Source organism: Amnibacterium flavum, assembly GCF_003097495.1.
GTDB lineage: Bacteria > Actinomycetota > Actinomycetes > Actinomycetales > Microbacteriaceae > Naasia > Naasia flava.
In genome coordinates, this window is the sequence record NZ_QEOP01000002.1 from 574,716 (window position 1) to 593,432 (window position 18,717).

Here is an 18,717-nt window from a genome sequence, read left to right on the forward strand (position 1 = left end):
CTGCTGAGGCAGGTCCTTCACTTCGCTGCGCTCAGTGGGCGGGCAACCGGCGGGCCATCAACAGCCCCCCCCCCGCCCGCTGAGCTCGTCGAAGCGCAGGGGGGGGTAACCCTGCTCGGCCGCTGAGCGCAGCGAACCCGCGTTCTCGTCCCGCTCATTTCGACGGGCTCAATGGGCGGGTCGGGAACGGGGCATCCTCGTTTCGCTCATTCGGCGGGCTCGATGGGCGGGCCGGGAACGGGGCATCCTCGCCCTGCTGGTTCGGCGGCCTCGAAGGACGCCGCTCAGTCGCTGATGTCGGCCACGGTCGCGTCGAACGACGCGATGAGGTCGTCGGCATCGACGAACAGGCTGTACCCGTGGGCGCCGGCGCCCATCGCGACCCGGCGGCCGACGATCCGCTCGTCCGCGTACACCGGCCAGGCGGTGGTGCTGCCGAACGGGGTGATGGTGCCCCGCTCGTACCCGGTGGCGTCGAAGGCCTGACCGGCGTCGGGCAGTTGCAGCTTGTTCACCCCGACGACGGAGCGCAGCTTCGCCCAGGCGATCTGCCGGTCCCCGGGAACCAGCGCGAACAGGAACGTGCCGTCCTTCTTCTTCACCACCAGCGACTTCACGATGTCGGCGGGCTGCAGCCCCAGCAGGGCGGCGGCCGCTTCGAGGGAATCGGCGGCGGGGCGCTCGACGATCTCGACAGCGAGTCCGCGTGCTTCGGCGTCGGAGGCGACCCTCTCAGTGCTCATCCTCCGATCCTTCCACGCCGATGCGGTCGCCCGCCGGTCCAGCGCGCAGCTGACCTCCGAGTGCGGGGAAGCCGGATGTCGCAGGAACCTGGGAGAATCGACGGCATGTCCGCCTCCACCACAACACTGGCCGCGCCTGCGCCGGCACTCGAGATCGGTCCCCTCCGGCTCGAGACGCCCGTCGTGCTCGCCCCCATGGCGGGCATCACGAACACCGCGTTCCGTCGGCTCTGCCGCGAGTACGGCGCCGGCCTCTACGTCAGCGAGATGATCACGAGCCGCGCCCTCGTCGAGCGCACGCCCGAGACCATGCGACTCATCCAGCACCACGAGTCCGAGACGCCGCGCAGCATCCAGCTCTACGGTGTCGACCCGGCGACCGTCGCCGAGGCGGTCCGGATCCTCGTCGACGAAGACCGTGCCGACCACATCGACCTCAACTTCGGCTGCCCGGTGCCCAAGGTCACGCGCAAGGGCGGGGGAGCGGCGCTGCCGTGGAAGCTCGACCTGTTCCGCGACATCGTCGAGGGCGCGGTTCGCTCGGCCCGGCACGTTCCCCTCACCATCAAGATGCGCAAGGGCATCGACTCCGACCACCTGACCTACCTCGAGGCCGGCCGCATCGCTCAGGGGGCCGGCGTCTCGAGCATCGCGCTGCATGCGCGCACCGCGTCCGAGTTCTACTCCGGCCATGCCGACTGGTCGGCCATCGCGAAGCTCAAGCAGACCATCACCGACGTGCCGGTCCTCGGCAACGGCGACATCTGGTCGGGTGCCGACGCGCTCCGCATGGTCGACGAGACCGGGTGCGACGGTGTCGTCGTCGGCCGCGGCTGCCTCGGCCGGCCCTGGCTGTTCGCCGACCTCGCAGCGGCCTTCGCCGGCGATGACACCCTCGTCACGCCGACTCTCGGCGAGGTCGCGGTCGCGTTCCGTCGGCACGCCGAGCTGCTCGTCGAGTTCTTCGGCAGTGAGGACCGCGGCACGCGCGACATCCGCAAGCACGTCGCCTGGTACTTCAAGGGGTACCCCGTCGGTGGAGAGATCCGTGCGGCCCTCGCGACCTCCGACAGTCTCCAGCGCATCGACGACCTGCTCGCCGAACTCGACCCCGACGAGCCGTACCCCGGCGAGGCGGCCGAGGGTCAGCGCGGTCGCGCCGGCACCCCCAAGCGTCCCGTCCTGCCCGAGAACTGGCTCGACAGCCGTGAGCTCGCCGCCGCAGCCCGACAGGAGGTGGCGGGTGCCGAACTCGAGAACAGCGGTGGCTGAGAGCAGCGATCTCGGAAACGGGTACACGGCTTTCGACGCGGAGAGGTGGCTTCCCGAGGAGCACTCCAGTCGTCGCAGCGACTTCGCCCGCGATCGCGCCCGTCTGCTCCACTCGAGCGCGCTCCGTCGTCTCGCCGCCAAGACGCAGGTCCTCAGCCCCACCGCCGGTCTCGATTTCGCCCGCAACCGGCTGACCCACTCGCTCGAGGTCGCGCAGGTCGGTCGCGAGATCGGTGCGAGCCTCGGGCTCAACCCCGACGTGGTCGACACCGCGTGCCTCGCCCACGACCTCGGCCATCCGCCGTTCGGTCACAACGGTGAGAAGGCGCTCTCCGACTGGGCCGTCGACATCGGTGGCTTTGAGGGCAACGCTCAGTCGCTGCGCCTGCTCACGCGGCTCGAGCCGAAGGCCTTCGGGGCCGACGGTCGTCCGTACGGTCTCAACCTGACCCGCGCCAGCCTCGACGCGAGCTGCAAGTACCCGTGGCCCGCCAGTCGTTCGGTCGCCGATCCCAGCGGTCGTGCCAAGTTCGGCTTCTACACCGACGACACCGGTGCCTTCGAATGGCTCCGCCGCGATGCCCCGGTGGGTGTCCGCTGCATCGAGGCGCAGGTCATGGATCTCTCCGACGACATCGCCTACTCCGTGCACGACTTCGAGGACGCCGTCACCGGCGGGTACATCGATGTCGCCGCGCTCGGCGATCCGGTCGGACACGACGAGCTGGTCAGGGCCATGCACGCGTGGATCGGCGGCGAGTACGACCATTCCCAACTGATGGCCGCGTTCGAGCGACTGGGCGAGCTGCCGTTCTGGCTCTCCACCTGGGACGGTTCGCGTCGCGACCAGGGGCGGCTGAAGAACCTCACCAGTCAGCTGATCGGTCGCTTCGCCGGATCGGCGACACGTGCCACCCGTGAGGCCTATCCGAGCGAGAACCTCGCCCGCTTCGGAGCGAATGTCGTCGTCCCCTCGTCGATCGGTGCCGAGATCGCGGTGATGAAGGGCATCGTCGCCGCGTTCGTCATGACGAGCACTTCGCGGGAGCCCGTCTACCTCCAGCAGCGCGAGATCCTCCGCGAGCTGGCCGACGTCCTGGTGGAGCGGCCAGCAGCCCTCGACCCGGCCTTCCGCGCCGACTACGCCGAGGCCGACAGTGAAGAGGGGCGCCGCCGTGCCGTCGTGGACCAGGTCGCCAGCCTGACCGACCAGTCCGCGCTCGCCTGGCACGAACGCCTCATCGGCTGATCGTCATCCCCGCTTCCCTGCGCCCTCCGCCCGCCCCGTCCCGGGGCGGCGACTTCGAGCGGGTCGCCGCCGAGTTCATCCTCATCGCCGGGGGTGGGCGGGCGTTGCTGCTCCAGCTCGCCGACCCGGGTGTCGCGCGCGGGGTGGCGGAGCACAGTGGATTCGCGGCGGACCCGACCAAGCGTCTCGTCGGCACGGTCGACTACCTCTACACGCTCGCGTTCGGCACCGAGGAGCAGATTTCCGCGGTCGCGCGTCGTGTCGGGGCAGCGCATCGCGGGGTCAGGTCCGAGACCGGTCCGCATGCCTACGACGCGCGCGACACCGATCTCCAGCTCTGGGTGGCGGCAACGCTCTACGACACGACGATCATGATGTACGAGCTCGCGTGGGGGTCGCTCTCGGACTCGGCCGCGGAGGACGTCTACCGTCGCAGTGCCCGGATCGGCACCGCTCTCGGCATGCCGCTCAGCCTGTGGCCGGAGGATCGCGCCGCGTTCGCCGAGTACTGGGATCGCAAGATCGCAACCCTCGAGGTGACGCCCATCGCCCGTCGGCTGGCCCGGCAGCTGCTGCGTCCCGAGCGTCCGCAGGCATGGATGCGACCCGTGCTTCCGCTGGCGCGCATCGTGACGGCCGGCCTGCTGCCCGCCCGCATCCGCGAGGGGTACGGGGTGGAGTGGACGCCGACGCGGCAACGCCACTACGACCGCAGCCTCCGCCGCATGCTCGCGGTCTACCGTCTGCTTCCGCGCGCGATCCGCACGGCCCCGAGCGCGACGTCGCGCAGAGGTCGCGCGACCCTCGACCCACCCGCCCGCTGAGCTCGTCGAAGCGAGGCCCCGCCCGCTGAGCTCGTCGAAGCGAGGCCCCGCCCGCTGAGCTCGTCGAAGCGAAGGCCCCGCCCGCTGAGCTCGTCGAAGCGAAGGCCCCGCCCGCTGAGCTCGTCGAAGCGAAGGGCGCAGCCGATACCGAGGCCGCCCGGGTCGAGTAGCGCCCCTCTGCGCCTAGCGAGACCGATCCAGCCCGCAGTGAGAATCCCTGGTTGACTACCACTCTCGGAGAGGAGAGCGGATGTCGCCCAAGGTTGCCGGCATACTCGTCGCCCTCGCCGCCGTGCTCGCTGCCATCGCGTCTGGCTGGCTCATCGCGACACCGCCGTTCTCCGTCCCCGGCGCGATCCTCCTGACCGTCGCGACGATCGCCTTCGCCTACGGCGTCTTCCTCAGTCTGCGGCGCAGCTGGCAGGACCCGCCGTGGCCGACACCGCGAGCCCCCAACCTGCGCCGCACGATGATCTTCCAGCTCGTGATGGCGATCCCGCTGCTCGTACTCGGACCGATATCGATCGGTCTGACCGTGAGCACCGCGCTCGAATCCGGCTGGACCGGGGGTCTCGCCGTCCGCGTCGCCGGCACCGTGCTCTTCACCCTCTCCGGTGTCTCGTCCGCCTTCCGTGTTCGCAGGCTGATCCGGCTCGCCGACGAGGCGAACACGCGGCGAGAGACCACCGCGGACGAGTGTGCCCCCACGTCCACAGATGCCGGGCCCGGCGGCCGGGGCGGTGCCGGGGCAACTTAGAATCGGTTCGTGGCGGGGCTTATTCGCAAGAGCGATATCGACGAGGTGAGGGCCCGCACCAACATCGTCGACATCGTCGGCGATCATGTCGCGTTGAAGCCGGCCGGCGTCGGCTCGCTGAAGGGGCTCTGCCCGTTCCACGACGAGCGCAGCCCCAGCTTCCACGTGCGCCCCGCGGTCGGCCGTTACCACTGCTTCGGCTGCGGTGAGGACGGCGACGCCTACACGTTCCTCCAGAAGCTCGACCACGCCACCTTCGCCGAGGCCGTCGAGCGTCTCGCCCAGCGCATCGGCTACCAGCTGCACTACGAGGACGGCGGCCCGGCGTCCGAGAGCAGCAACCGCGCCCGCCTGCTGGCCGCGAACCGGGCGGCGGGGGAGTTCTTCGTCGAACGCCTCGCCACCCCCGACGCCGACCCGGGGCGCCGCTTCCTCGGCGAGCGCGGATTCGATCGAGCGGCCGCCGCCCACTTCGGTGTCGGCTACGCGCCCAAGAGCTGGGACGAGCTCACCAAGCACCTTCGCGGTCGGGGCTTCACGAACGAGGAGATGGCGGCGGCCGGACTGGTCTCGACGGGTGACCGCGGCAACTACGACAGGTTCCGGGGCCGCGTCGTCTGGCCGATCCGCGACCTGACCGGCGAGACCGTCGGATTCGGTGCCCGGCGTCTCTTTGACGACGACAAGGGCCCCAAGTACCTGAACACCCCCGAGACCCCGATCTACCACAAGTCGCAGGTGCTCTACGGGCTCGATCTCGCGAAGCGGGACATGTCGAAGGCGCGCCAGGTCGTCGTCGTCGAGGGCTACACCGACGTGATGGCCTGCCACCTCGCGGGCATCACGACCGCGGTCGCGACCTGCGGCACCTCGTTCGGTGTCGACCACATCAAGATCCTCCGGCGGGTGCTCGGCGACGACACCGGGCTCGGCGAGGTCATCTTCACCTTCGACCCCGATGCGGCGGGCCAGAAGGCCGCTGTTCGGGCATTCGCCGAGGAGCAGCGTTTCGCCGCTCAGACCTACGTGGCGACCGGTCCCGAGGGACTCGACCCCTGCGACCTGCGACTCGCCCGCGGTGACGAAGCCGTGCGGGGGATGATCGAGTCGAAGAAGCCGATGTTCGAGTTCATCATCAAGCAGCAGCTCGCGGCGCACGATCTGGACACCGTCGAAGGCCGTGTCTCGGCCCTCCGCGCGGCCGCTCCCGTGGTGGCCGGGATCCGCGACCCGTCGCTTCGTCCGGGGTACGCCCGCGAGCTCGCCCGCTGGCTCGGCATCGACCTCGACGAGGTCTCGCGCGCCGTCCAGTCGGCGGGCAACCAGCAGGCCGCGGCCGATCGCGCGGCACGGCAGGCGCCCGTCGTCCCGTCCGACGAGCCCGAGCGCGACGACCTCCCACCGAAGCCTCCCCAGGGGCCGACGCTCGTGAGTCTGCCCTCCGATGCGAGCACCCGGCTCGAGCGCGACGCCCTGATGGCGCTGCTCCAGCATCCGACGCTCGCGGGGGAGTCGCTGCTCGACCAGGCCGTGCACAGCGGCTTCGGCAACCGGGCGCTGGCCGCTGTGCGCGACGCGATCGCCGCCAGCGCGGGGTCCGCTGCAGCGCCCGATTGGCTCGACATCGTCGCGGCAGCGGTGCCGCCGCCCCTGATCGGCCTCGTCCGCGAACTGGGCATCGCGCCCCTCCCGCAGCATCGCGGAGAGGATGCGCTGCGCATCTACGTGCGCGATCTGGCGGCACGGCTCGTCGAACGCGACCTGCAGCGACGCAAGCGCGAGCTCGTCGCCCAGCTCCAGAGGACGACGCCCTCCGACGATCCCGAACGCTACCGATCCCTCCAGCAGGGACTGGTCGTGCTCGAGGCCGACCGCCGGGCCCTCCGCGACGCGTGACCGCCCGAGCCGGGAAAGCCGGGAGCGCTCTCGCGGAAGATGTTTCACCCCCGTAACGAAACTGGCCCGGAAGCGTCCCGGCCGTAGACCGTGTGTTAGACCTGGGGTACACAGAGCGCGCACGATCCTCCGCGATCGGGCGCGTTCCTTCTGCACAGAAGAACTCCGACGAAAGAGGTATTCGGATATGGCATCCGCATTCACCACTGGGCCCGCCGCGCGGCGAACCCTCCTCGCCGTGGCCGGTATCGCCATCGGCTCGCTGACCCTCGCGGCATGCGCGTCGGGCGGCGGCGACAACTCGAGCAGCGGCGGGGCGGGCGGCACGATCACGATCGGCACCACCGACAAGGTCACCGTCCTCGACCCCGCAGGCAGCTACGACAACGGCTCGTTCGCGGTCATGAACCAGGTGTTCCCGTTCCTCATGAACACCCCTTACGGCAGCCCCGACGTCGAGCCCGACATCGCGGAGTCGGCCGAGTTCACCTCGCCCACCGAGTACACGGTCACCCTCAAGCCCGACCTGACCTTCGTCAACGGTCACGACCTCACCTCCTCGGACGTCAAGTTCACCTTCGACCGCCAGCTGACGATCCTCGAGAACGGCGCGGACCAGGGCAACGGACCGGCCTCGCTCCTCGCCAACCTCGACAGCGTCGCGGCTCCCGACGACCTGACCGTCGTGTTCACCCTGAAGAGCGAGAACGACCAGACCTTCCCGCAGATCCTGTCGAGCCCCGCGGGCCCGATCGTCGACGAAGAGGTCTTCTCGCCCGACTCGCTGACCTCCGACCAGGACATCGTCGACGCCCACGCGTTCGCCGGTCAGTACGACATCGCGAGCTACGACTTCAACAACCTGATCTCGTACAAGCGCTTCGACGGCTACAAGGGCGTCCTCGGCGCCGCGGAGAACGAGACGGTCAACGTCAAGTACTACGCCGAGTCGTCGAACCTCAAGCTGGACGTGCAGGAGGGGAACATCGACGTGGCGTTCCGCAGCCTGTCCGCCACCGACGTCGAGGACCTCTCGAGCAACGACGCGGTCAAGGTCTGGGACGGCCCGGGTGGAGAGATCCGCTACATCGTCTTCAACTTCGACACGCAGCCCTACGGCAACACGACCTCCGAGGCAGACCCCACCAAGGCGCTCGCCGTCCGTCAGGCCGTCGCCGATCTGATCGACCGCGACGCCATCGCCGACCAGATCTACAAGGGCACCTACGCGCCCCTGTACTCCTACGTCCCCGCCGGTCTGACCGGAGCGATCGAGCCCCTCAAGGAGCTCTACGGAGACGGTGCGGGTGCGCCCGACGCCGACAAGGCCGCAGCGACCCTGTCGGACGCCGGAGTCACCACGCCGGTCACGCTGAACCTCCAGTACAGCAACGACCACTACGGCCCCTCGTCGGCTGACGAGTACGCACTCATCAAGGACCAGCTCGAGTCGACGGGGCTGTTCACCGTCAACCTGCAGACCACCGAGTGGGTCCAGTACTCGAAGGACCGCACGAGCGACGTCTACCCGGAGTACCAGCTCGGCTGGTTCCCCGACTACTCGGACGCCGACAACTACCTGTCCCCGTTCTTCATCAAGGACAACTTCCTCGGCAACCACTTCGACGACGCCGAGGTGCAGGACCTGATCGCTCAGCAGGTCAGCACGACCGACCCGGCCGCGCGCCAGGCGATCATCGAGGACATCCAGCGATCAGTCGCCGAGCAGCTCTCGACGGTGCCCTACCTGCAGGGCTCGCAGGTCGCGGTTTCCGGAACCGACATCGAGGGACTTACGCTCGACGCGTCGTTCAAGTTCCGTTACGCCCCCATCACCAAGGGCTGATCCGCAGCATCGAATGAGGCCTGGGCGGTCCACCTCCGGGTGGGCCGCCCATCGCCTGTCCCGCATCCCGCCCCCGAAGGATCCGATGACCATCACCGCCTCACCGACCGATGCCGGCACCGGTGTTCCCGCACCAGCGGCGAAACGCCGCTCGGGCGGCGGAGGTCTCGGACGTTACCTCTTCGTCCGCTTCCTTCTGATCTTCCCGACCATCTTCATCCTGGTCACGATGGTGTTCCTGCTCATGCGGACGACGGGTGACCCCATCACGGCGGCACTCGGCGGCCGTCTGCCGGCCGACCAGCTCGCGGAGCGCATCCACGCCGCGGGCTACGACCGGCCCCTCGTCGTCCAGTACTTCGAATACCTCGGCAACATCCTCACCGGCAACTTCGGCACGACCCTGAGCGATAACCGCCCGGTCACCGAAGTGCTGATCACCTACGGCGGCGCCACTCTCGAGCTCGCGTTCTACGCGCTCATCGTCGCCTTCGCCGTCGGCATCCCGCTCGGCATGCTCGCCGCCTACCTGCGCGACAAGTGGGGCGACGCGGTGCTCCGCATCTTCGCGATCCTCTGCTACGCGACACCGGTCTTCTTCGCCGGCCTCCTGCTCAAACTCGTCTTCTCCGTGCAACTGGGCTGGCTGCCCGTCGCCGGGCGCGCCTCGACCGGATCCGAACTGCAGATGCAGCTCCTTCCGGGCAAGACGGGCATCTACCTGATCGACGCGTTCCAGACCGGCGACCCCGAGGTCATCAGCGACGTGCTGCTCCACGCGGTCCTGCCCGGCATCGCGCTCGGACTGCTGACCGCCGGGATCTTCCTCCGCCTCGTGCGCACCAACGTCATCGGCACCTTCGGCACCGACTACGTGGACGCCGCCCGGTCGCGAGGGGTCCGCGAGTCCCGGCTCGTGCGCAAGCACGCCTACAAGCCCGCCCTCATTCCGATCATCACCGTCATCGGTCTGCAGATCGCTCTGCTGCTGGGCGGAGCGGTGCTGACCGAGACGACCTTCGAATGGAAGGGCCTCGGCTTCCAGCTGGCCTCGTACCTGGCCTCGCGCGACTTCGTCGCCGTCCAGGGCATCGTCGCTCTGCTGGCCGTCATCGTCGCCCTGACCAACTTCATCGTCGACGTCATAGCCGCGCTGATCGACCCGAGGGTGAGGTACTGACATGGCGATCACCGCCTCGGCCCCGAAGCGCAGACTCGTCGACCGTCTTCCGGTCGTCCACCAGCTCCGCCAGAGCGTCGGCCTCCAGCGCGGCATGCTCGTCGCCGGCCTGATCATCACGACGATCTTCGTCATCCTCGCCATCTTCGCCCCGCTAATCGCCCCCTACGGGTTCGCGCAGCTCCGCGACGCGTCAGGTGCCTTCGGGGCGCAGCAGCCGCCCTCGGCCGCGCACTGGTTCGGCACGACCGTCGGTGGCTACGACGTGCTCTCCCGCGTGATCTGGGGAACGCAGACCGCTCTGCTCGTGATCATCATCGCCGTGGTGCTGTCGATCTTCGCGGGCGTCCTGCTCGGCCTGGTCTCGGGCTACATCGGCGGCTGGCTCGACCGGGTCCTCGTCGTCGTCGCCGACGCGGTCTACGCATTCCCCTCCCTGCTGCTCGCGATCGTGGCGGCCATCGTCATCTCCGGCGGGCAGTCGAACCAGATCGCGGGCGTCTTCGCGGCGGCGATCTCGATCACCGTCGTCTTCATCCCGCAGTACTTCCGGGTGATCCGCGCCGAGACGGTCCGGATCAAGGCGGAGGCGTTCGTCGAGTCGGCCCGCGTCATCGGTGCGAGCAACTCGCGCATCATGTTCGTGCACGTCTTCCGCAACGCGACCCGCACGCTGCCGCTCATCTTCACCCTCAATGCGTCCGAGGCGATCCTGACGCTCGCGGGCCTCGGCTTCCTCGGCTTCGGCATCGAGCCCAGCTCGGCAGCCGAATGGGGTTACGACCTCAACAAGGCGCTGTCGGACGTGACGAGCGGGATCTGGTGGACGGCCCTCTACCCGGGTCTCGCGATCGTCTTCGTCGTGCTGGGAATCACGCTCGTCGGCGAGAGCCTCAACGACCTCGCCGACCCGAGACTGCGTGGTCGTCGCTCGGTCGGAGCCGCTTCCGGCGAGGTCGCGCAGACCTCGGTCGTCCCCGGAGGCGTCATCGACGTGCCGGGCGGCATGGGAACACTCGAAGAACCGGGCGACGGGGGGAGCGACCGATGAGCGTCGTCGACATCAAGGATCTGTCCGTCTCGTTCTCCACCGATGCGGGGGCCGTGCGCGCCGTCGACGGCGTCAGCCTGACCGTCGAGCGCGGCGAGGTCCTCGCGATCGTGGGCGAGAGCGGCAGCGGCAAGACCGTCACCGCCAAGACGATCCTTGGCCTCCTGCCCGAGACCGCGACCTCGTCCGGTGCCGTGCTCCTGTCGCACGCCGGTGGGGAAGGGTCCACGGACATCGTGGCCGTGGGTCGCAAGGGTCTCCGCGAGGTGCGCGGCACCGACGTCGCCATGGTCTTCCAGGAGCCCTCGACCGCTCTCAACCCCGTGTACACCGTCGGCTGGCAGATCGCGGAGGGCCTGCGCGCCCACGGCAAGGTCTCCCGCCGTCAGGGCCGGGCGCTGGCCATCGAGATCCTGCGCAAGGTCGGGATCCCCGACCCCGAGAAGCGGGTCGACTACTACCCCCACCAGTTCTCGGGCGGTCAGAAGCAGCGAGTCGTGATCGCGATGGCGCTCGTGCTCAACCCCGGCCTCATCGTGGCCGATGAGCCGACGACGGCCCTGGACGTCACCGTCCAGGCCGAGATCCTCGATCTGCTGCGTCAGGTGCGCGACGAGTTCGGCACGGCCATCGTGCTGATCACCCACAACATGGGGGTCGTCGCCGACCTCGCCGACCGGGTCGCCGTCATGTACCAGGGCAAGGTCGTCGAGCAGGCCGACACCCGCACGCTCTTCACCTCCCCGCAGGCGGAGTACACGAAGAAGCTCCTCGCCGCGGTGCCCTACGTCGGGCAGGGCGTCGCCGGTGCCGCCGTCCGAGCCGCCGAACGCGCCGGAACCGCCTCCGAGGCGCTGGTCACCGCCGACGGACTCATGATCGAGTACCCGGGTCGCCTCGGTCGTGCGGGCTTCCGCGCGGTGAACGGCGTCAGCTTCGAGATCCGCGCGGGCGAGGTGCTCGGTCTCGTCGGCGAGAGCGGATCGGGCAAGACCACCATCGGTCGGGCCATCGCGGGACTCACCCAGGCCACCGGCGGCTCGCTCAAGGTCCTCGGCACCGAGATGGTCGGAGTACGGGAGCGCGACTTCAAACCGCACCGCGTCGACATCGGATTCGTCTTCCAGGACCCGGGATCGAGCTTCAACCCGCTGCTGACGATCGCGCAGTGCGTGGCCGAGCCCCTCATCGTGCACGGCCGTGCGGACAGCGCCGCCGACGCCCGGGGCAGGGTCGACGAGCTCCTCGAGGCGGTGCAGCTGCCTCGCGCCTTCGGAGACCGGTACCCGCACGAGCTGTCGGGCGGTCAACGGCAGCGGGCGAGCCTGGCCCGGTCGCTCGCGCTCGACCCGAAGCTGCTGATCGCCGACGAGCCCACCTCGGCGCTCGACGTCTCGGTCCAGGCCCGGGTGCTCGAGCTGTTCCGGGACCTGCAGAAGGAGCTCGGTTTCGCGGCCCTGTTCATCAGCCACGATCTCGCCGTCGTCGACATCCTCGCCGACCGCATCGCGGTGCTCTACCACGGCGATCTCGTCGAGCAGGGCACCGGGGCCGAGGTGCTGGGTGCGCCCCAGCATCCGTACACGCGGAGGCTCCTCGCCTCGCTGCCGGTTCCCGACCCCGTCGTCCAGGCCGAACGTCGTGAAGCTCTGCGGGCACTCCGTGCCGAGGAGTCGCTCTCGGGCAGATCGCAGTAAACGCTCTAGCCGTCGCGAGAGAATGAGGCGTGGTGAAGTCGCGGAGTGAAGCAGTCGTGGTCATCGACGATGCCACGGTCGAGTATCCGCCTTCCCGGGGCAACGGCCGCTTCCGTGCGCTCGAGGGCATCACGCTTTCGATAGCCCCCGGCGAGCTGGTCGGGATGGTCGGGGAGACGGGTGCGGGCAAGAGCACTCTCGCCCGCCTGCTGGCCGGTTTCACGGGCAAGGGAGCACCCGACGGGTCTCCTGAGATCGTGGGAGGATCCGTCACGGTCCTCGGCCGCGAGCTGCGCAAGCTGAAGCCGAGGGAACGCGCGAACCTGGCCCTCCGGGTCGGCTACCTTCCGCAGCACGCGGGTCGGTACCTCACGCCCGGCTCGACCGTCGCGGAGAATGTCGCGGCGCCTGTGCTCGAGCGTGACCGTCGCTTCGATCGGCGTCAGCTCGGCGGCATGGTCGCCGAACTCATCGACGCCGTGCAGCTGCCCCTGGGCGCGATGGGTCGGTACCCCCACGAACTCTCCGGCGGCCAGCGTCAGCGGGTCGCGATCGCGCGATCGCTCATCCTCGAACCCACGCTGTGGATCGCCGACGAGCCGACGGGCGGCGTCGACGTGACCGTGCGCGGACCCGTCCTCGACACGCTGCTCGAGCTGCAGAGCGAACGCCAGTTCTCGGCGCTCATCATCGGCTACGACTCCGCGGTCGCGAGTCGGGTGACGGATCGCCTTGCGGTCCTGCAACGAGGCCAGCTCATCGGTCTCGGCCGGATCGAGGACGTGCTGACCGCTCCGGAGCATCCCTACCTGCGGGGGTTGGCGACCGAGTTCGAGATCACGACGGGCCCCATTCAGCTGCCCACTCACGCGACGGCCACGGGCCGCGACGACGCCGGCCGCTGAAGGTCCTCCGCCGCCACTCGGGTATCCGCACCGACAGAATAAGAGGCGGTGACGGCGCCGTTCGAGGCAGCCGCCCCGGAGAGAGCGAGATCATGAGCACACGTTTCACCCACACCTCGGTGGCCGGCGCATCCGGGTCCTCGGCCCGCAGATCGGACCACCGCCCGGCGGCGGGGTCGATCACGGTTCTGCCCGAGGGGCGGGCCAGCGTCTTCACCGAGGCTGTCGGCGAAGCCGGCGGCGATGTCGTGCCGCTCGGACCCGATACCAAGGCCATCGTCTGGCTCGCCAACGACGACCCCTCCTCCCTTCTCACCGCCCTCGACGAGAACCCGCAGGTGCAGTGGGTGCAGCTCCCGTGGGCGGGCGTCGACGCGTTCGCCGACGTGCTCCGCGACCGCTCCCGCGACGACCTGCTCTGGACGAGCGCGAAAGGCGCCTACGCACAACCCGTCGCCGAGCACGCGCTCACGCTCCTCCTCGCGAGCCTGCGCTCGCTCGGTGCACGGGCACGGGCGACCAGCTGGGGCGAGAAGTCGGGGGAGTCGCTCTACGGCCGCAACGTCGTGATCGTCGGAGCCGGCGGCATCGCGGTCGAGCTCATCCGCCTGCTCGAGCCGTTCGGGGTGAACGTGACGATCGTCCGTCGCAGTGACGCTCCCGTCGAGGGTGCCGACCGGACCGTCCCGGCCGGAGAGTTGGATTCCGTGCTCCCCGAGGCCGACGCCATCGTGATCGCGGCCGCCGCGACCAGCGAGACGCGCAGCATGTTCGGCGCCGGTCAGTTCGCGCTGCTCAAGCCCACGGCCGTGCTGGTCAACATCGCGCGCGGCCCGCTCGTCGACACCGACGCGCTGACGGTTGCTCTGCGCGAGGGCAGGCTCTACGCGGCGGGTCTCGACGTGACCGACCCCGAGCCGCTCCCCGACGGGCACCCGCTCTGGTCGGAGGAGCGGGTCATCATCACCCCGCACTCGGCCGACACGCCCGACATGATCGCCCCGCTGCTCGCCGAGCGGATCCGGCACAACGTGGCCGCCTACCTGGGCGGCGGCGAGTTCGACGGGGTTGTCGACCCGACCCGCGGCTACTGACCCGCTGCACGAATCGCGGGCTTCGCCCTCCAGATCGACCGAATCGGGCCGTGATCAGGCGTTGGAGACCACGAATCCCTGATCTGTGCAGGCGGGAGCGGCGCGGACGATGACCCGGGCGGCGATGCTGACGGCGAGCGGCCCGAGGGTTTGCTAGAGTAGTCGTCGCTGTTCCAGCATTCCTCGATAGCTCAATTGGCAGAGCAGCCGGCTGTTAACCGGCAGGTTCTTGGTTCGAGTCCAAGTCGGGGAGCGAAGCCCCCGGTCCTCCACGACCGGGGGTTTCTTTTTGCCCTCGTGTCGCGTCAGGGAGCAGGTGTCGCCGCGGCGGTCTGGGCGCGCTTCCGGGACCGACGCCGGTGGGCGTAGTCGCGGGCGCGGGAGCTCGACAGTGCCGTGAGGATCAGGATGTCGAGAGACAGGGCCACCAGGTTCGTCGCCAGGGTGATCTCCTGCCGACCCTCGAAGTAAGCCACGCCGGTGACGATGATGCTGCCCACCGACGAGAGCATGACGAGCACGCGGGCGGTGTTGCTGCCGAACAGCACCAGCAGCCCGAGTGCGCCCTCCCAGACGAGGAAGACGATAGCGCCGATGATGTAGGCGACCGCGAGCGGCTGGATCTCGGCCTGTGTGAGCGATTCGCCTGAGCCGTCGTCGACCAGCAGCAGTGTGCGGATCCCATCCCAGCCGGCCAGTGCGCCGAGCACGACCACCAGCGGGGTGAGCGATCGCAGGAGCACCACCGTGGCGCCGAACACGGTCGGCGACGGGCGGCGCGACACCTTGTCGGGTGTGCCCGGGTGACGGCGACGCGGGGTCGCGACGGGTTCCGCCGACTCGTCGGCGGCGGCTGCCGCGGGGACTACCTCGCGCAGGTCGACGACGGGCAGATCGCCGTCGGTCACGATCGAGTCCCCGCCGCCGTTGCGCGCGTGGTACCCGGTCGCGAAGTCGCGAAGCAGTGTCACGGAGACAGCGCGATCCGCACCCGAGATGACGCCGACGACGTGATCGCGCTCCTCGTCGGTGTTCGCCGCGATCTTGTGCGTGACCTGCAGGGTGAAGAGGGAGAAGCCGACGGCCCGGTCGTAGGTGCCGGCGGCGAGCCAGTCGGCCCGCTGACCTCCCGGCAGACGCCACCCCTCGGGGCAGCGCCAGAATCGCACGTGGTGCCGCTTCGCCGGGTTGCCGGCGACCTCCTGCTGGTAGGCGAAGTCCTGGTTGCGCCCGAAGAGCATCAGCGGGCTCACCGGCGCCTGGTCGTAGCTGCGGCGCAGGATGGTGGACCGCACGATCTTGATGCCGCTCTGCAGGGTCACCTCATCGGCCCGGGTCCAGCCGGCCTCCCGCATCACGGTGTGCACCTGATCCTCCTCGCCGAGGAGTGCGATGTTGACCGGGTCGCCGAGCAGGCCGTCGCTCGTGCGGGTGCGGCCGATGAAGTAGTCGGGCACGTAGATCTCGGTGAGGATCCGGTGCAGCCGCGGAAGGGTGACGTAGGCGACCAGCAGCCAGAGGAGGATCGAGAACCAGACCTGTCCCCAGCCGGCCGTGAGGCCCTGCCGGAACACGAGGTAGGACAGCCACAGCGAGGCGATGCCCGCGATGACGAAGAAGGCGTTGTCGATCGTGCGGCTGATGCGATGCCGCCGTTCGCGCCCACCGTCTCGCCTCGCCATGCGACGACGCTATCGCCCGAGCGGCCTCAGGCGTGGTCGACGCAGCGATTGGTCCACGGGCGCAGCTCGAGCCGCTCGTCCGGTATCGGGCGGCCGCAGACCTCGCAGCGGCCGAAGTCGCCCCGATCGACCCGCTGGAACGCCAGCTGGATGTCGTCGAGCCGCGCGAGAGCTCCCGCACGCAGCGCGTCGGCCTGCGAACGCTCGTAGGCGAGCGTCGAACCCTCGGGGTCGTGCTCGTCGTCGGTGGACGTGTCGCGGCGGGCGTCCACGATGCTCGCGATGTCGGCGCCGAGACTGCGCAGCAGCTGTTCGGTTCCGATCGCCGCCTCCGTGAGCGCGGCGCGCAGTGTCGTGGCATCCATCGGGTGGAGCTCCCTGGGTGATGTTCCGGGCGACGCCCGGTTCGGCGTTCCGTCCCATTCTGCGCCCCGTCGGACGAGCGCCGGCGGTGGGGTCGGCGACACCCCCGCACGGCCGGAGGCGCGGGGGAGACGCGAACGTAGTATGACGCCATGGTCGATCTCGTCACCGTCGGACTCATCGCGCTGCCTGTGGTGACGGCGGCCGCGGTCGTGTTCCTCGTGCTGTGGATCCTCTCCGTCCGTCGCTACCGCCGCCTCGCGTCCGAGCAGGGCTTGGAGGATCGCGACCGGCTGGAGCTCGAACTCTCCGTCGCCGAGCAGGGCGGTCGACTCCGCATCATCCGCGAACTGCACGACCTCAACCTGCACCGCGTATCGATGCTGGTGACCGATGCCGAGGGCGCCCGGTACGCCGGCGAGCGCAATCCCCAGGCCGCGGTGCGCGCCGCCAACGGGATCGCCGAGACCGCGCGCGCGATGCTCGCCGATATGCGCCGCGTCAGCTCGCTCGTCCGCGAGACGGAGGCGGGCGTTCTGCCGCAGCCCACCCTCAAGTCGACGCGTGATCTTTTCAAGGTGATGCGCGACGCCGGCCTCGGGGTGACCTTCGAGGAGTCGGGGGTGCCCTACGACCTCAATCCCGGCGCCGAGCTCGCCGTCTACCGCATCCTCCAGGAGGCGCTGACGAACGCCCTCAAGTACGGGGGAGAGGGCACCGAGGCCCGCGTGCTCCTCACCTGGACCGCGCAGGGGCTCCAGGTGCGCGTCGACGACGACGGCATCCGGAACGCCGCCGCGCGTCGGGGACTCGATGTGGAGGTCGCCACCGCCTACACGGTCGATGAGGATCTGAGGTCGCTGACCCAGCAGATCATGGGCCCCGGCATCGACGAGATGCGGGAGCGGACCGAGCTGTTCGGCGGAGCGTTCAACGCCAGCCAGACCGCCGGCGTCGGATTCTCGGTCGCCGCGGTGTTCCCCGCGCTTAAGCACCACAACGGCGTGCACGGGGTCGACCTCTCGCATGACGGACACCGCTGACCCGTCGGCGGTCGATGCGCAGGTCCGCGCCGCCACGCGAGCCGGCCTGGCTGTCGGGCTCGCAACAGCCGCCTACGGGGTTTCGTTCGGTGCGCTCTCGGTCGCGGCCGGCCTCGATGTCTGGCAGACCTGCGTGCTGTCGCTTCTGATGTTCACGGGCGGGTCCCAGTTCGCGCTCGTCGGCGTTCTGGCGGCCGGGGGAGCCGCGGCCGGCCCCGCCGCGATCGCGAGCGCTGCACTGCTCGGCGCCCGCAACGCGCTGTACGGCATTCGGGTGAAACCGCTGGTCGGTGGGGGGTTCTGGCAGAAGTTCGCGGCGGCCTGGCTCACGATCGACGAGTCGACCGCGGTCTCGACCGCTCAGACGGCGCCGCGGGCTCAGCGCAGGGGATTCTGGGTCACGGGCGCCGCGGTGTTCGTCGGCTGGAACCTGACCACGCTGATCGGCGCCCTGCTGGGTGACGCGCTCGGCGACGTCCGGGCCTACGGTCTGGATGCCGCCGCGGCGGCCGCGTTCCTCGGGCTGCTGTGGCCGAGGCTCCGGCGGCTGCAGCCGATCGTCGTCGCGATCGGGGCCGCCGTCGTGGCCGCTGTCCTCACCCCGTGGCTGCCCGCGGGCGTCCCGGTTCTCGCCGCGGCCGTGGTCGCGGTCGCGGTCGGTCTCACCGACTGGCTCGGCCGGCGCGACGCCTCGGGTTCCGCCGATCCGATCGTCGGAGACGGGGGTGCGCCGTGACGCTCTGGCAGATCGTCCTCATCGGAGCGATCGCCTGTCTCGCCTTGAAGCTCCTCGGCTACCTCGTCCCGGCGAGCGTGCTCGCGCGTCCCGCCACAGCGCGCACCGCGGACCTCATCACCGTCGCCCTGCTCGCGGCGCTCATCTCGGTTCAGACCCTCGCGGTCGGCACCGCCATCGAGCTCGACGCCCGCATCCCCGCCCTGATCGTCGCGGCGGGCCTGTTCGCTCTGCGGGTGCCGTTCGTGGTGGTCGTCGTCGCGGCCGCGGCAGTTGCCGCCCTGATCAGACTGTGGTTCTGAGCCTGCGGGCCTCTTGCGCTACTCGGCGGGCCTCAGTACGCCGCTTCGCGGCTACTCGACCTGCGGGAATCAGAGGT

General features: G+C 69.8%; 17 protein-coding genes and 1 tRNA gene. 15 read left to right on the forward strand and 3 right to left on the reverse strand.

Features of this window, described 5'->3' with window-relative positions:
• Positions 1–284: 284 nt before the first annotated feature.
• Complete coding sequence (locus DDQ50_RS10370) at positions 285–743, reverse strand: aminoacyl-tRNA deacylase (RefSeq protein ID WP_116756659.1); 459 nt, start codon at positions 741–743, stop codon at positions 285–287.
• A gap of 105 nt (positions 744–848) precedes the next feature.
• On the opposite strand from DDQ50_RS10370, the gene dusB reads away from it, so the two are divergent.
• The 12 genes from dusB to DDQ50_RS10425 all read left to right on the forward strand — a co-directional run bounded on the left by dusB (position 849) and on the right by DDQ50_RS10425 (position 14,767).
• Positions 849–2,015 (forward strand): tRNA dihydrouridine synthase DusB, encoded by a 1,167-nt coding sequence (gene dusB / locus DDQ50_RS17505; protein ID WP_240614338.1) that lies wholly within the window; start codon positions 849–851, stop codon positions 2,013–2,015.
• Positions 2,008–3,264, forward strand: a complete 1,257-nt coding sequence (locus DDQ50_RS10375; RefSeq protein ID WP_240614339.1) for a deoxyguanosinetriphosphate triphosphohydrolase — start codon at positions 2,008–2,010, stop codon at positions 3,262–3,264. The genes dusB and DDQ50_RS10375 overlap by 8 nt, the downstream gene beginning before the upstream one ends.
• 17 nt (positions 3,265–3,281) lie before the next feature.
• Entirely contained in the window at positions 3,282–4,088 is an 807-nt protein-coding gene (locus DDQ50_RS10380; RefSeq protein WP_116756661.1) for an oxygenase MpaB family protein, read from the forward strand.
• A 250-nt stretch (positions 4,089–4,338) separates the two neighbouring features.
• Complete coding sequence (locus DDQ50_RS10385) at positions 4,339–4,845, forward strand: hypothetical protein (RefSeq protein ID WP_116756662.1); 507 nt, start codon at positions 4,339–4,341, stop codon at positions 4,843–4,845.
• A 9-nt stretch (positions 4,846–4,854) separates the two neighbouring features.
• On the forward strand, positions 4,855–6,741 hold the full coding sequence (gene dnaG, locus DDQ50_RS10390) for a DNA primase (protein ID WP_116756663.1): 1,887 nt from the start codon (positions 4,855–4,857) through the stop codon (positions 6,739–6,741).
• 187 nt (positions 6,742–6,928) lie between these two features.
• Positions 6,929–8,587: an ABC transporter substrate-binding protein gene (locus DDQ50_RS10395; RefSeq protein WP_116756664.1), complete on the forward strand. Its 1,659-nt coding sequence runs from the start codon at positions 6,929–6,931 to the stop codon at positions 8,585–8,587.
• Positions 8,588–8,672: 85 nt separating this feature from the next.
• Positions 8,673–9,767, forward strand: a complete 1,095-nt coding sequence (locus DDQ50_RS10400; protein ID WP_116756665.1) for an ABC transporter permease — start codon at positions 8,673–8,675, stop codon at positions 9,765–9,767.
• A 1-nt stretch (position 9,768) separates the two neighbouring features.
• Positions 9,769–10,818 carry an ABC transporter permease gene (locus DDQ50_RS10405; protein WP_116756666.1) on the forward strand — a complete coding sequence of 350 codons (1,050 nt, stop codon included), beginning with the start codon at positions 9,769–9,771 and terminating at the stop codon, positions 10,816–10,818.
• Entirely contained in the window at positions 10,815–12,515 is a 1,701-nt protein-coding gene (locus DDQ50_RS10410) for an ABC transporter ATP-binding protein (RefSeq protein ID WP_116756667.1), read from the forward strand. The genes DDQ50_RS10405 and DDQ50_RS10410 overlap by 4 nt, the downstream gene beginning before the upstream one ends.
• Before the next feature lie 29 nt (positions 12,516–12,544).
• Positions 12,545–13,420 carry an ATP-binding cassette domain-containing protein gene (locus DDQ50_RS10415; RefSeq protein WP_240614341.1) on the forward strand — a complete coding sequence of 292 codons (876 nt, stop codon included), beginning with the start codon at positions 12,545–12,547 and terminating at the stop codon, positions 13,418–13,420.
• Between the two features lie 92 nt (positions 13,421–13,512).
• Positions 13,513–14,514, forward strand: coding sequence for a D-isomer specific 2-hydroxyacid dehydrogenase family protein (locus tag DDQ50_RS10420; RefSeq protein ID WP_116756668.1), 1,002 nt, complete (start codon positions 13,513–13,515; stop codon positions 14,512–14,514).
• Positions 14,515–14,694: 180 nt separating this feature from the next.
• Positions 14,695–14,767 (forward strand) — tRNA-Asn (locus DDQ50_RS10425).
• Positions 14,768–14,819: 52 nt separating this feature from the next.
• Here DDQ50_RS10425 and DDQ50_RS10430 read toward each other — a convergent pair.
• Positions 14,820–16,196 (reverse strand): LssY C-terminal domain-containing protein, encoded by a 1,377-nt coding sequence (locus tag DDQ50_RS10430; protein ID WP_116756669.1) that lies wholly within the window; start codon positions 16,194–16,196, stop codon positions 14,820–14,822.
• Between the two features lie 26 nt (positions 16,197–16,222).
• The gene (locus DDQ50_RS10435; RefSeq protein ID WP_116756670.1) at positions 16,223–16,561 is read right to left on the reverse strand and encodes a TraR/DksA family transcriptional regulator; all 339 of its coding nucleotides are present in this window, start codon (positions 16,559–16,561) and stop codon (positions 16,223–16,225) included.
• A gap of 150 nt (positions 16,562–16,711) precedes the next feature.
• Here DDQ50_RS10435 and DDQ50_RS10440 point away from each other — a divergent pair, with 150 nt between their 5' ends.
• The 3 genes from DDQ50_RS10440 to DDQ50_RS10450 are packed head-to-tail and all read left to right on the forward strand — an operon-like array spanning position 16,712 to position 18,640.
• A complete protein-coding gene (locus DDQ50_RS10440) occupies positions 16,712–17,602 on the forward strand; it encodes a sensor histidine kinase (RefSeq protein ID WP_116756671.1) in 891 nt (296 codons plus the stop codon).
• The gene (locus tag DDQ50_RS10445) at positions 17,586–18,338 is read left to right on the forward strand and encodes an AzlC family ABC transporter permease (protein WP_116756672.1); all 753 of its coding nucleotides are present in this window, start codon (positions 17,586–17,588) and stop codon (positions 18,336–18,338) included. The genes DDQ50_RS10440 and DDQ50_RS10445 overlap by 17 nt, the downstream gene beginning before the upstream one ends.
• Positions 18,335–18,640: an AzlD domain-containing protein gene (locus DDQ50_RS10450; protein WP_116756673.1), complete on the forward strand. Its 306-nt coding sequence runs from the start codon at positions 18,335–18,337 to the stop codon at positions 18,638–18,640. The genes DDQ50_RS10445 and DDQ50_RS10450 overlap by 4 nt, the downstream gene beginning before the upstream one ends.
• The last annotated feature ends 77 nt before the right edge of the window (positions 18,641–18,717 follow it).